Raw genomic sequence first — 13355 nt, forward strand, 5'->3', positions numbered from 1 at the left:
TCAGCGACTGCGGTCCCGGCTTCCGTTTCCGCGCCATCCGCGATTTCGGCCCTGATCCCGATCATGGTCGCGATCCCCGCCTCCTGCGACGCCCGGCTTGCCAGGTGCGTCGTGCCGGTGGTCCGGTTTTCCGTAGCCGTCATGGTGGTGGTTTCGGTCGTGCTTATCCTTCCAGCCATGATTGTCATGTTTGTCGTGCCAGCCGCCTTTCGGCTTGTCATGGTGCGGCTTGTCATGGTGCGGCTTTTCCGGTCGCTGCTTTGGCGGATCATCCTGTTTCTGGGGCTGCTGCCGGGGCTGTGGGGCGGGCTCCGGTGCCTGTGGTTCCCGGCGCAGACGGTCCTTGCGCTCCGGCTCAACAGAGGCCATCCGGCAGCCGCCGAGCAGGCCGAGGCCGCCCGTCAAACTCTGATTGCCGGAGAGGAAGGGAAGGGCGCGCTGATTGCCCAATGTCTGCAGCACACTGGTGTTGACAGGTCGTGCATCCGTCATGTTGCCGTTCGGCCGTGCAATGACGCAATCGCAACGCTGCTGTAATTGCCGGCAGCCGCCCGGACCGCAGAAACTCGCCGCGCCGTTCAGCAGTACGACGGCCGTCGTGCCGTCAGGGCCGACATAAAAATCGAAAGCCGTGCCGCGCACGCCAATCGTGCCGGCTGGGGTCTGGATCTGATAGGCGGAGGATTTCGAATTGCCGCTCACCCAGCGGAACGTGCCTTTGGCGGCCTTGATGGAGAGGCGTCTGACGGAGTCGGAATCGTCGAAGACATATTTGTCGATCACGACCGACGAACCCCAGCCGACGGCAAGCTTGGTGCCGTCACGGAAGATGAACTGGCCGAGCCCCGATTGGGAGGTGCGGATGCGCTCGTCCCGGTGGACCTCGTCATTGACGACGATCGGCCCGCCCTGTCCCGTTACTTCGGTCCTGATGAGGGTGGCCTGGCCGACGGGTTCAGCGGCGAGCGCAGGCCACGCGCCTGACAGCGCGAAGCAGATGCCCGCGATCCATAAACTGCGCCAACCCGACATTTTTCACCCCACATGAGGGGATACTAACATTTACTGCAGGCCCGTTCTGCCTGCCCTGTTGGGTGAGAAAAGGGTTATGCCGCACCTGCGAAGGCCGATAGCGCAATGGACGCGTCATGCTGCCCGTCGTGTCAAAACAAAAGCTCTTTCACGTCGCAAAAGAACCGTTGTGCCGCAATTCGATTTGCGATTTGTATGGCCACGACGAAAATGCCTTTGCCTGAAGGAGATGATGGCGGATGCGGAAATATTCGGTTTTTGCCGTAGCGCGGGAGGCTCTGCGCGGGCACAGGGGCTGGGAAAAGCAGTGGACCTCGCCGGAGCCGCGACCCGAATATGACGTCGTCATCATCGGCGGGGGCGGTCACGGGCTCGGCGCGGCCTATTACCTCGCCAAGGAGCACGGCATCACCAATGTGGCGGTGTTGGAAAAGGGCTGGCTCGGCGGCGGCAATACCGGCCGCAACACCACCATCATCCGCTCCAACTATCTCTATGAAGAGAGCATGCACATTTACGAGCACTCGATGAAGCTCTGGGAAGGGCTGTCGCAGGAGCTCAACTACAATGTCATGTATTCGCCGCGCGGCGTGATGATGCTGTCGCATAATGTTCACGACATGCAGAGCTTCAAGCGGCATATCCATGCCAACCGGCTCTACGGCATCGACAATGAATGGCTGACGCCGGAACAGGCCAAGGCCTATTGCCCGCCGCTCGATATTTCGGCGACGGCGCGTTACCCGATCAATGGGGCCGCCCTGCAGCGCCGGGGCGGTACGGCGCGCCACGATGCGGTTGCCTGGGGGTATGCGCGTGCGGCGTCCGATCGCGGCGTCCACATTATCCAGAATTGCGAAGTGACCGGTATCCGCCGCGGTCCCGACGGTCGCGTGACCGGCGTGGAGACGAACAGGGGTTTCATCGGCGCGAAGAAGATCGGCGTGTCGGCTGCCGGCCACACGACGACGGTCATGAAGATGGCGGACGTGCGAGTGCCGCTGCAATCAAGCCCGCTGCAGGCGCTGGTTTCCGAGCCGCTGAAGCCGATCTTTCCCTGCGTCGTCATGTCGAACACGGTGCATGCCTATATTTCGCAATCCGACAAGGGTGAACTCGTCATCGGCGCCGGCACGGACCAGTATAATTCCTATTCCCAGACCGGCGGCTTGCAGATCATCACGCATACGCTCGATGCGATCTGCGAGCTCTTCCCGATGTTCCGCCGCGTGAAGATGATGCGCCAATGGGGGGGTATCGTCGACAATACGCCCGACCGTTCGGCCATCCAGTCGAAGACGCCGGTTCCGGGGCTTTACGTCAATTGCGGCTGGGGCACCGGCGGCTTCAAGGCCACACCCGGCTCGGCCAATCTCTTTGCCCATCTGATCGCCCGCGACGAACCGCACAAGTTCAATGCCGGGCTGACGCTGGAGCGCTTCCGCACCGGCCGCCTGATCGACGAGGCAGCTGCCGCTGCCGTTGCGCACTGACACGAGGACATCATGCTGCTGATCTATTGCCCTTACTGTCAGGAAGAGCGTTCGGAGCTCGAATTCCGCGGCGCGGGCGACGCCCACATCGCCCGGCCGGCCAATATCGCTTCGATTTCGGACGAGGAATTCGAGGAATATTTCTTCCTGCGCGATAATCCGAAAGGCCTGATCTTCGAGCGCTGGCGGCACATGCACGGCTGCGGACGCTTCTTCAACGCGGCGCGCGATACCGTGAGCGACAAGTTCATCGTGACCTACAAGGCCGGCGAGCCAAAGCCAAACATCGGGCCGGCGGCGAAGCCGCATGCGCCGGTCGAGACCCTTGAAGCTGTCGTTTCTGAAAATGCAGAAGGAGAGGCGCAATGAGCGGCGCGAACCGTATCGCCGGCAAGGGCCGGTTGACGCCCGCAAGGACCGCGCGTTTCACCTTCGACGGCAAGAGCTATACCGCGCTTGAAGGCGATACCGTTGCCTCGGCGCTGATTGCACACGGTGTGCATCTTGTCGGCCGCTCGTTCAAATATCATCGACCGCGCGGCATTCTTTCGGCCGGCGCCGAAGAGCCGAATGCGCTGATCGATGTCGCGCGCGACAGCGCCCGCAAACAGCCTAATGTGCGGGCGACCGTGCAGGAAGTCTTCGACGGCATGATCGTGAAGTCGCAGAACCGATGGCCGTCGCTTTCCTTCGATGTCGGTGCGGTCAACGACCTCTTCTCGCCCTTCTTCGCAGCAGGCTTCTACTACAAGACCTTCATGTGGCCGCGGGCCGCGTGGAAGCGCATCTACGAGCCGATGATCCGCCGGGCGGCCGGCCTTGGCGTTGCGCCGACGGAAGACGATCCCGACCACTATGCCAACCGTTACGCCCATTGCGACGTGCTGGTCGTCGGCGCCGGCATCGCCGGGCTTTCGGCAGCGCTCGCCGCCGCCGAGGCCGGCGCAAAGGTCATCCTCTGCGACGAGCAGGCGGAGGCGGGTGGTGCGCTGCGCTTCGATACCGGTGTGAAAGTCGACGGGCTCGATGGTTATGCCTGGGTGCAGAAGACCCTGGCGCAGCTGAGGGCCATGGAGAATGTCGAGGTTCTGACACGCACGACGGCCTTTGGTTATTACAACCACAATTTCGTCGGCCTCGTCGAACGCGTCACCGACCATCTCGCCCGCCCCGGCCGCGATCTGCCGCGTGAGCGGTTGTGGCAGGTGCGCGCCAAACGCGTCGTGCTGGCGACCGGCGCCATCGAGCGGCATATGGTGTTTCCGAACAACGACCGGCCGGGCATCATGCTCGCCTCGGCCGGGCGGATGTATCTCAATCATTATGGTGTCGCGGTTGGCCGCAAGGTCGGCATCTACACCGCCCACGATTCCGCTTACGAGGCCGCCTTCGATCTGAAGCGGGCAGGTGTTTCGATTGCCGCGATCGTCGATACGAGGCAGACGCCGGGTCAAGCGGTGCTGGCCGAGGCCCGTGCGCTCGGCATCGATGTGCTGACCGGACAATCGGTGGTCAATACGTCGGGTGCGCTGCGCGTCTCGTCGATGACGGTGGCACGCAATGGTGGCGGTTCGCCCCGCAAGATCAGCATCGACGCGCTGCTCGTCTGCGCCGGCTGGACGCCCTCCGTGCATCTCTTCTCGCAGTCGCGGGGCAAGGTTGCCTTCGATGTCGGGACGCAGCGTTTCCTGCCGGGAACCTATGCGCAGGATTGCCTGTCCGTCGGTGCCTGCAACGGTACGGACGGCCTGCAGCAGACGGTCGAGGAGTCGCTCGCAGCCGGCGAGCTGATGGCGCGGGCCGTCGGCAGGCAGGCCGGCAGCAAGATCGCCGTTGCCGTCGAGCAGGCTTTCGACTGGACCGGCGGCATGATCGGCGCTGCCGAGGGCGCCGGGCCGGAGACGAATGCCAAGGCTTTCATCGACTTCCAGCACGATGTCTGCGCCAAGGATATCCGCCTTGCGGTGCGCGAAGGCATGCATTCGATCGAGCATATCAAGCGCTTCACGACGAACGGCATGGCTTCCGACCAGGGCAAGCTTTCCAACATGCACGGCCTGGCGATTGCCGCCGAAACGCTCGGCAAGGATATTCCGCAGGTGGGCCTTACCACTTTCCGCGCGCCCTATACGCCAGTCACTTACGGCGCGCTGATTTCGCATTCGCGCGGTGCCCTGTTCGACCCCGCGCGCAAGACACCGCTGCATGCCTGGGAAGAGGCCAGAGGCGCCGTCTTCGAAGACGTCGGCAACTGGAAACGTGCCTGGTTCTACCCCCGCGCCGGCGAAACGATGCATCAGGCCGTTGCCCGCGAATGCCGCACGGCGCGAGAGGTGGCGGGCATTTTCGATGCCTCGACGCTCGGCAAGATCGAGGTCGTCGGGCCTGACGCGGCCGAGTTCATGAACCTCATGTATACGAATGCCTGGGATACGCTGAAACCGGGCAAATGCCGCTATGGCATCATGCTGCGGGAGGACGGTTTTATCTACGATGACGGCGTCGTCGGCCGTCTCGCCGACGATCGCTTCCATGTAACGACCACGACCGGCGGGGCGCCGCGCGTGCTCAACCATATGGAAGATTACCTGCAGACGGAATTCCCGCATCTGAAGGTATGGCTGACCTCCGTGACCGAACAATGGGCCGTGATCGCGGTCCAGGGACCGAAGGCGCGCGAAATCGTGGCGCCCCTGGTCGAGGGGCTCGATATTTCCAACGAGGCCTTCCCGCATATGAGTGTCGCCGAGTGCACGGTGGCAGGCATCCCGGCGCGTCTCTTCCGCGTCTCCTTCACCGGCGAGACGGGCTTCGAAATCAACGTGCCGGCCGATTACGGCCAGTCGGTGCTGGAGGCGGTCTGGGCCAATGCGGAGCCGCTTGGCGCCTGCGTCTACGGCACCGAGACCATGCATGTTCTGCGTGCCGAAAAGGGCTATATCATCGTCGGCCAGGATACGGACGGCACGGTGACGCCCGACGATGCCGGGCTTTCCTGGGCCGTCTCGAAGAAGAAGGCGGATTTCGTCGGCATTCGCGGTCTGAAGCGGCCCGATCTCGTCAAGGAAGGCCGCAAGCAGCTTGTCGGTCTTGCGACCAAGGATGCGAAGCTGGTGCTGGAAGAGGGCGCGCAGATCGTCGCCAACCCGAACCAGCCCAAGCCGATGACGATGCTCGGCCATGTGACCTCGGCTTACTGGTCTGAAAATTGCGGCCGCTCGATTGCCTTTGCACTGGTCGAAGGCGGGCGGAACCTGGTGGGCGAGACGCTTTATGTGCCGATGCCGGACCGGACAATTCCGGTCGAGGTGACGGATCTGGTGTTCTTTGACAAGGAAGGAGGCCGTATCCATGGCTGAGGTCGCAATTCGCAAACCCGCTCTCTCCGGTCTCCTTGCCGGTTCGGCGACGGTGCGCCTGACGGTGGCGCCGGTCGCAAGCCGTCTCTCGCTGCGCGCGCCGGCTGAATCCGTCCCGGCGCTCTCGTCCCTGCTGGGGCTCGCCTTGCCGACGAAGCCGAAGACTTCCGGCCGCGCCGGGGAGCGTTCGGCACTCTGGCTCGGACCGGACGAATGGCTCGTTATTGACGAGGCCGGCTCGGATCTTCCGGCGCTTCTTTCCGGTGCCGGCGTTCTTCATTCGGCTGTCGATGTGTCCCACCGCAATGTCGGCATCATCGTTTCCGGACCGGGCGCGGAGGCGACGCTGTCTGCAGGATGCCCGCAGGACCTCTCGCTGGAGATTTTCCCGGTAGGCGCCTGTTCGCGGACGATCTTCGGCAAGGCCGAGATCGTGCTCTTCCGCACCGAGGACGATACGTTCCGGGTGGAATGCTGGCGGTCGTTCTCGGACTATGTCTTCGGGCTGCTTGCAGAAGGCGCCGAGGACGCGAGCCATTAAGGCCCGTAGAAAACCTTAGGCGTCTTCCGGCCGGTCCTTTGGGTCGAACTGGATGATAGTGATCCAGCGGGCGGTCAGTGCCGGCTTCTTCTCGTTTTCGATTTCGATCGAGACATCGTAGGTCGTCATCAGCATGCCGGCGCCGCGGAAGCGGGCGTCGGAGAGCACGAAATGGCCGCGGATGCGGGTGCCGCTCCTGACTGGCGACATGAAGCGGACCTTGTCGAAGCCGTAATTGATGCCCATCGTCTGCTCACGAACCTTGGGCAGGCAATTGTAGTTCATCGTCGACAGCAGCGAGAGCGTCAGGAAACCGTGGGCAATGGTTCCCCCGAAGGGGCTTTCGGTCGCCGCGCGGACGGGATCGACGTGAATGAACTGGTGGTCGCCGGTTGCCTCGGCAAAGGCATCGATCATCTTCTGATCGACAAGGACCCAGTCAGACAACCCTGTTTCCGTGCCGACCAGCCCCCGGACCTCCGAGAGCGAAATTTCCATGACCATGCATTCCTCGTAAAAAGCCGTAGCCGCAAAGCCTTATCGCGCATTCGTGACGATTGCGATAACGATTCGTATGGGCGGGTTTGGCGGATCAATTTTCCACGAAAAACGTGACCGAACGTGGCTCGACGGTGGCGCGAGCGCCGGCTTTTCGAGCGCCATCCGGCAGAAGCTGGAGCCAGTCTGCTGCGCCGGCTGCGGGAAACGTAAAGAGTTGATGCTGTTCGGAGCGGTTGAACAGGATGGCGAGGCGGGTTTTCTTGCGGCTGGAGCGGTCGTCGGTCGCAAGGATCATGCCGAGGGTGGACAGCGAAGGCGTTTCCCATTCGCCTGTCGTCATCGGCGCGCCGGATAGTGAAATCCATTCCACATCTCCGTCACCGGAGAAGAAGGCCAGTTCGGAGAAGACCGAGAAGCGGCGGCGAAGGGCGGCGACGAAGGCGGTGTGGGCGATCAGTTCCTCGTCCAGCCGCTTCCAGTCGACCCAGGTGATCTCGTTGTCCTGGCAATAGGCATTGTTGTTGCCGTGCTGCGTGCGCCCGCCTTCGTCCCCGGCCGTCAGCATGACGCTGCCGCGGCTGGCAAAGAGGGTGGAGAGGAGCGCTTTGACATCGCCCTTGCGGCGCTCCCGGATGACAGGATAGGCGGTTTCGCCTTCGACGCCGTTGTTCCAGGAATGGTTTTCGTTGTGACCGTCGCGATTGTTCTCGCCGTTCGCCTCGTTGTGCTTGCCGCTATAGGAGACGAGATCCAGGAGCGTAAAACCGTCATGGGCTGCGAGGAAATTGACGCTGCGGGTCTCTTTTCCGCCGTTGGCCGAAAAGATGTTCGAAGAGCCGGCCAGCACGGTCGCGAGCGAACCTGTCTTCCAGTCGTCGCCACGCCAATAGCACCTGATGTCGTCGCGGGCACGGTCGTTCCATTCCAGGAACGGTGCCGGGAAATTGCCGAGCTGATAGCCGCCGGGGCCGATATCCCAGGGCTCGGCGATCATGATGCGATCGGCGAGCAGGTCGTCGGCGAGGATCGCGGCCAGAGTGCCGTTCCGGTCGAAGCCGTTTTCAGTGCGACCGAGAACCGGCGCCAGATCGAAGCGGAAGCCGTCGATGCCGGCATTGCGGACGAAATGGCGCAGGCTGTCGATGACGAGCCGCTGGACGCAGGGCCGGTCACAGGCAACCGTATTGCCGGTGCCGGTATCGTTGACGAGCACGGATGGCCGATCCGGCATATGGCGATAGTAGCTGAGATTGTCGATGCCGCGCAGCGACAGTGTGGCGCCGTAACGATCGCTTTCGCCGGTATGGTTGAAGACGAGATCGAGGATGACGGCGATGCCTTCCTCATGCAGCTTCGCCACGGTATCGCTAAGCTCCGCGATGCCGCCGGGCACGATACGCGGATCGAGCGCCATGAACGCGACGGGATTGTAGCCCCAGCCATTGCTCAGCCCAAGCGGCGGCAGATGCCGCTCATCGATCCAGGCCGTGATCGGCATCAACTCGACGGCATCGACGCCGATGCGTTTCAGGTGGGCGACGACGGAGGGATGGGCAAGAGCGGCGACCGTGCCGCGCTGAGCTTCCGGCACGTCCGGATGCAGGATGGTGAACGGCTTGACGGCCACCTCGTAAATAAAGCCGCCAGGCTTGAAGAGCGGCTTTCGGATTTTGACAGGCGCGTCCTTGGTGACGACCGACTTCGGCATCAGGTGCTGCGTATCCTCGCCGAAGATGCCGAGGCGCGGGTCATAGCGGAACGGCCGGTCGACCTCCTTGGCGTAGGGATCGACCAGCAGTTTCGAAGGATCGAACCAGAGGCCGTTGTCCGGGGCATAGATACCGTCCGCACGGTAGCCGTAGCGTGCGCCCTCCTTCAGTCCATCGACGAAAAGGCGGAAGACATGGTCGTTGTCGCGGGCCATGGGAAGCCTTGCATATTCCTTGCCGTCATCATCGAAAAGGCAGAGATCGACCTGTGCTGCGTGATGCGACCAGACAGCGAATTCGACGCCCGTTTCAAAGACGATGGCGCCGCCCTGTGCGGAACTGTTGCCCCCCATATGCCCCCCGGGATCAGGTGATCACGGTCGGCTCGTTGCGTCCCGTGCGCTCACGAATGTTGGCGATGCTTTCAGCGGCCGCGATGAGGTCTGCGAGCGCTTCCTGCGTCTCGATATTATGGCGAGTCGAATCCGGCTCATAGCGCTCGATATAGACGCGCAGGGTTGCGCCAGACGTGCCGGTGCCGGACAGGCGGAAGACGACGCGCGAACCGCCCTGGAAGAGGACGCGGATGCCCTGATGTTCGCTGACCGATTTGTCGACCGGATCGTGATAGGCAAAGTCGTCCGCCTTCTCGACGGTCAGGTCGCCGAATGTCTTGCCGGGAAGGGTGGAAAGCTGGCTGCGCAGATTGTCCACGAGGCCGTTCGCGGCGTCGCTGTCGACGCCTTCATAGTCATGGCGCGAATAGTAGTTGCGGCCGTATGTCTGCCAGTGCTGGGTGACGATTTCCTGGACGCTCTCGCCGCGCACGGCCAGGATGTTCAACCACAGCAGTACGGCCCAGAGGCCGTCCTTTTCACGCACGTGGTTGGAACCGGTGCCGGCACTTTCTTCGCCGCAGATCGTCGCCATGCCGGCGTCAAGCAGATTGCCGAAGAATTTCCAGCCGGTCGGCGTCTCGTAGATGCCGATGCCGCGCTTTTCAGCCACACGGTCGGCCGCGCCCGAGGTCGGCATGGAGCGGGCAATGCCGGCGAGGCCGCCGGAATAGCCGGGCGCCAGGTTGGCGTTGGCGGCAAGGATTGCGAGGCTGTCGGAGGGGGTGACGAAAATGCCGCGGCCGATGATGAGGTTGCGGTCGCCGTCGCCGTCGGAAGCGGCGCCGAAATCCGGTGCGTCGTCACCCATCATCTCGTCATAGAGTTCCTTGGCGTGAACGAGGTTGGGGTCGGGATGATGGCCGCCGAAATCCGGAAGCGGCATGAAATTGCGCACCGAGCCGGAGGGAGCGCCGAGGCGGTTTTCGAAGATTTCCTTGGCATAGGGGCCGGTCACGGCGCTCATGGCGTCGAAGGCGATGCGGAAGCCGAGGCTGATGAGATTGCGGATCGCGCCGAAATCGAAGAGCTCTTCCATCAGCGCGGCATAATCCTCGACCGGATCGATGACCGAGAGGATCATGCCGCCCGGCAGTTCTTCCTTGCCGATGCGGTCGATGTTGACGTCGGCGAAGTCGGCGATCTTGTAGCTTTCGATCACCTTGGAGCGGGCATAGATCGCGTCGGTGATCTTTTCCGGCGCCGGACCGCCATTGTTGACGTTGTATTTGATGCCAAAGTCTTCGGTCGGGCCGCCGGGATTGTGGCTGGCCGAGAGGATGATGCCGCCGAAGGCCTTGTATTTGCGGATGATGTTGGAGGCAGCCGGCGTCGAAAGAATGCCGCCCTTGCCGACCATGACCTTGCCGAAGCCGTTGGCGGCCGCCATCTTGATCGCCTTCTGGATGACCTCGCGATTGTAGTAGCGTCCGTCGCCGCCGATGACCAGGCACTTGCCCTGATAGCCTTCCAGCGAATCGAAGATCGACTGGATGAAATTCTCCGCGTAGTTCGGCTGCTGGAAGACGGGAACCTTCTTGCGCAGGCCCGACGTGCCGGGTTTCTGGTCCTGATAGGGCGTGGTGGGAACAGACTTTATCATTTTAGCTCATGCCTTTCGAGACGAGGCTTGAATACAGGGCAACATAACGTTCGGCGCTCTTCTCCCAAGAGACATCCGACTTCATGCCCTGCTTTTGCAATTGGGTCCAGACTTTTTGATCCGCGTAGAGGTGCATGGCGCGGCGCAGTGCCTGTAGCATGCTTTCTTCGTTTACGGGTGCGAATTGTATGCCTGTCGCCACCTTTGCCGCAAGTGCAGCATGATTGGCGTCGATCACGGTATCGTTGAGACCGCCGGTGCGCGCGACGATCGGCACGCAGCCGTAACGCAGGCCATAGAGCTGGGTTAAGCCGCAGGGTTCGAAGCGCGAGGGGATGATGATCGCGTCGCAGCCGGCCTGCATGAGGTGCGACATCGGCTCGTTATAGCCGATGGAAACGCCGATGCGGCCGGGGTTGCGGTTGGCGGCAGCCAGCAGCGCGCCTTCAAGGGCCGCCTCGCCGGAACCGAGCACGACGAGCTTGCCGCCGAGGGCTGCGATCCTGTCCGCGGTGCTTGCGACAAGATCCATGCCTTTCTGCCAGGTCAGCCGGCTGATGACGCAGAAGATCGGCGCGTCGTCATGGTCGAGATGGAAGAATTCCTCGATCGACCTGCGGTTCTCCGCGCGGTTCTTCAACGTCGTCGGGCCGTAATGCGTGTGGACGACCGGATCGGTCGCCGGGTTCCAGATATCGGCATCGATTCCGTTGACGATGCCGTGCAGGACGTCGCGGCGGCTGGCGATGACGCCCTCCAGGCCCATGCCGAATTCCGCAGTGAGGATCTCGTCGGCATAAGAGGGGCTGACGGTGGTGATGGCCGTGGCCGTCTGCAGGCCGCCCTTCAGGAAGCCGACGGTGCCGTAATATTCGATGCTTTCGGTGGCAAAGGCATGGGGCGGCAGACGCAGGCCGGGGAAGATATCGGCGTCGAACTGGCCCTGAAAGGCGATGTTGTGGATCGTCAGGATGCTCGGCAGTTCGGGCGTCGGATAGTAGCGCATATAGACCGGCACCATGGCGGCCTGCCAGTCATGGGCATGCACGAGATCCGGCCGCCAGCCGGGCAGAAGGCCGGCGGCAATCTCCGAACCCGCCAGGGACAGGGCAGCAAAACGGCGCCAGTTGTCGGGATGATCCTTGCCGGTCGTATCGAGATAGGGGCCGCCCGGGCGGTCGTAATAGGCGGGCGCGTCGAGCACGAGAATATCGAGCCCCTGATGTTCGACCTCCAGCACCCTTGCCGGCTGGCCGAGCAGATCCGGAAATTCCAGCCGGACGACCGGGTTTTGCAGCACCCTCATGACGCTGGGATAGCCGGGCATGAGGGTCTTGGTTTCGACGCCGAAGGATTTGAGGGCTATTGGCAGGGCGCCTGCCACATCGGCAAGGCCCCCTGTCTTGATCAAAGGGAAGACTTCGGACGAAACCGAAAGAACTTTCATAAGTCAGATATCCAGCTTGTCGATCATCGGTTGCGTGATCAGGCAAATGCCGCTTTCCGTCCGCCTGAAGCGCCGTGCGTCCAGGTCGGGATCCTCGCCGACGACAAGACCTTCCGGGATGACGACACCATGGTCGATCACTACGTCCTTGAGCTGCGCGCGCCGACCGATCTTGACGTTCGGCAGAATGACCGCCCCTTCCAGCTTGGAATAGGAGTTGGCCCGGACACCGGTAAAGAGAAGGCTGCGGTTGAGGCTCGCGCCTGAAATGATGCAATCACCGGCAACGACGGAGGAGGTTGCCGATCCGCGGCGGTCTTCGTCGTCATGGACGAATTTCGCCGGCGGGGTGATTTCGGCATAGGTCCAGATCGGCCAGGACTTGTCGTAGATGTCGAGGGCAGGCACGATCGCCGTCAGGTCGATATTGGCCTGCCAATAGGCGTCGATCGTGCCGACGTCGCGCCAATAGGGTTCGTGCTCGAAATCGGAACGGACGCAGGATTTGGCGAAGCGATGGGCGACCGCCTTACCGTTCTTGACGATGTAGGGGATGATATCCTTGCCGAAGTCACGGCTCGAAGTCGGGTCGGCCGCATCGCGGCGCAGGAGATCGAGCAGGAATTTCGTGCGGAAGACATAGATGCCCATGGAGGCGAGCGCGAAATCGGGCTTGTCCGGAATGCCCGGCGGGTCGGCCGGCTTTTCGATGAAGGCGAAGATCTCGTCCTTTTCGTTGACGTGCATGACGCCGAAGCCGGTTGCCTCCATGCGCGGCACTTCCAGGCAGCCGATCGTCACGTCCGCGCCGGAATCGACATGCTGCTGGAGCATGTATTCGTAATCCATCTTGTAGACATGGTCGCCGGCGAGGATGACCATGTATTCGACGCCGTAATCCTCGATGATATCGATGTTCTGATAGACGGCATCGGCGGTGCCTTCATACCATTGCGTTTCGGATACGCGCTGGGAGGCTGGCAGGATGTCGAAACTTTCGTTTCGCTCTGGCCGGAAGAAGTTCCAGCCGCGCTGCATGTGGCGGATCAGCGAATGCGCCTTGTACTGGGTGGCGACGCCGATGCGGCGGATGCCGGAATTGAGCGCGTTGGACAATGCGAAGTCGATGATGCGCGCCTTGCCGCCGAAATAGACGGCCGGTTTGGCGCGTCGGTCAGTCAGTTCCTTGAGGCGGCTTCCCCGGCCGCCGGCGAGAACATAGGCCATTGCATCGCGGGCAAGTGGCTGAATGCGTTTTTCTACCATTTTCTCCTC

The 13355-nt window shown here is 62.4% G+C and carries 10 protein-coding genes; 4 read left to right on the forward strand and 6 right to left on the reverse strand.

The features are described 5' to 3' along the window. A complete protein-coding gene (locus ACU8HS_RS12310; RefSeq protein WP_447014485.1) occupies positions 1–1032 on the reverse strand; it encodes a FecR family protein in 1032 nt (343 codons plus the stop codon). Positions 1033–1271: 239 nt separating this feature from the next. Between ACU8HS_RS12310 and ACU8HS_RS12315 the strand changes: the two genes are divergently transcribed. The 4 genes from ACU8HS_RS12315 to ACU8HS_RS12330 are packed head-to-tail and all read left to right on the forward strand — an operon-like array spanning position 1272 to position 6425. Further along, positions 1272–2525 (forward strand): sarcosine oxidase subunit beta family protein, encoded by a 1254-nt coding sequence (locus tag ACU8HS_RS12315; protein ID WP_112563695.1) that lies wholly within the window; start codon positions 1272–1274, stop codon positions 2523–2525. Positions 2526–2537: 12 nt separating this feature from the next. After that, positions 2538–2894, forward strand: a complete 357-nt coding sequence (locus ACU8HS_RS12320; RefSeq protein WP_112754735.1) for a sarcosine oxidase subunit delta — start codon at positions 2538–2540, stop codon at positions 2892–2894. Continuing rightward, a complete protein-coding gene (locus ACU8HS_RS12325) occupies positions 2891–5884 on the forward strand; it encodes a sarcosine oxidase subunit alpha (protein ID WP_113412897.1) in 2994 nt (997 codons plus the stop codon). The genes ACU8HS_RS12320 and ACU8HS_RS12325 overlap by 4 nt, the downstream gene beginning before the upstream one ends. Beyond that, entirely contained in the window at positions 5877–6425 is a 549-nt protein-coding gene (locus tag ACU8HS_RS12330; protein ID WP_112563701.1) for a sarcosine oxidase subunit gamma, read from the forward strand. Before ACU8HS_RS12325 ends, ACU8HS_RS12330 begins: the two co-directional genes overlap by 8 nt. A 15-nt stretch (positions 6426–6440) precedes the next feature. Here the strand turns inward: ACU8HS_RS12330 and ACU8HS_RS12335 are convergent, their stop codons facing one another. The 5 genes from ACU8HS_RS12335 to glgC all read right to left on the reverse strand — a co-directional run bounded on the left by ACU8HS_RS12335 (position 6441) and on the right by glgC (position 13346). Beyond that, a complete protein-coding gene (locus ACU8HS_RS12335) occupies positions 6441–6929 on the reverse strand; it encodes a MaoC family dehydratase (protein ID WP_113412898.1) in 489 nt (162 codons plus the stop codon). Between the two features lie 88 nt (positions 6930–7017). After that, entirely contained in the window at positions 7018–8988 is a 1971-nt protein-coding gene (gene glgX, locus ACU8HS_RS12340) for a glycogen debranching protein GlgX (protein WP_113412899.1), read from the reverse strand. Positions 8989–9001: 13 nt separating this feature from the next. Beyond that, positions 9002–10633: an alpha-D-glucose phosphate-specific phosphoglucomutase gene (locus ACU8HS_RS12345; protein WP_112563707.1), complete on the reverse strand. Its 1632-nt coding sequence runs from the start codon at positions 10631–10633 to the stop codon at positions 9002–9004. Position 10634: 1 nt separating this feature from the next. Next, the gene (gene glgA / locus ACU8HS_RS12350; RefSeq protein ID WP_113412900.1) at positions 10635–12080 is read right to left on the reverse strand and encodes a glycogen synthase GlgA; all 1446 of its coding nucleotides are present in this window, start codon (positions 12078–12080) and stop codon (positions 10635–10637) included. 3 nt (positions 12081–12083) lie between these two features. Beyond that, positions 12084–13346, reverse strand: coding sequence for a glucose-1-phosphate adenylyltransferase (gene glgC, locus ACU8HS_RS12355; RefSeq protein ID WP_112563711.1), 1263 nt, complete (start codon positions 13344–13346; stop codon positions 12084–12086). Between the last annotated feature and the right edge of the window lie 9 nt (positions 13347–13355).

Source organism: Rhizobium sp. KDH_Rht_773_N, assembly GCF_052946295.1.

Coding starts and splice junctions, on each gene's coding strand:
- glgX (WP_113412899.1), bottom strand. CDS start 8,988: ATGGGGGGCAACAGTTCCGCACAGGGCGGCGCCATCGTCTTTGAAACG.
- ACU8HS_RS12320 (WP_112754735.1), top strand. CDS start 2,538: ATGCTGCTGATCTATTGCCCTTACTGTCAGGAAGAGCGTTCGGAGCTC.
- ACU8HS_RS12330 (WP_112563701.1), top strand. CDS start 5,877: ATGGCTGAGGTCGCAATTCGCAAACCCGCTCTCTCCGGTCTCCTTGCC.
- ACU8HS_RS12310 (WP_447014485.1), bottom strand. CDS start 1,032: ATGTCGGGTTGGCGCAGTTTATGGATCGCGGGCATCTGCTTCGCGCTG.
- ACU8HS_RS12335 (WP_113412898.1), bottom strand. CDS start 6,929: ATGGTCATGGAAATTTCGCTCTCGGAGGTCCGGGGGCTGGTCGGCACG.
- ACU8HS_RS12325 (WP_113412897.1), top strand. CDS start 2,891: ATGAGCGGCGCGAACCGTATCGCCGGCAAGGGCCGGTTGACGCCCGCA.
- ACU8HS_RS12345 (WP_112563707.1), bottom strand. CDS start 10,633: ATGATAAAGTCTGTTCCCACCACGCCCTATCAGGACCAGAAACCCGGC.
- glgA (WP_113412900.1), bottom strand. CDS start 12,080: ATGAAAGTTCTTTCGGTTTCGTCCGAAGTCTTCCCTTTGATCAAGACA.
- ACU8HS_RS12315 (WP_112563695.1), top strand. CDS start 1,272: ATGCGGAAATATTCGGTTTTTGCCGTAGCGCGGGAGGCTCTGCGCGGG.
- glgC (WP_112563711.1), bottom strand. CDS start 13,346: ATGGTAGAAAAACGCATTCAGCCACTTGCCCGCGATGCAATGGCCTAT.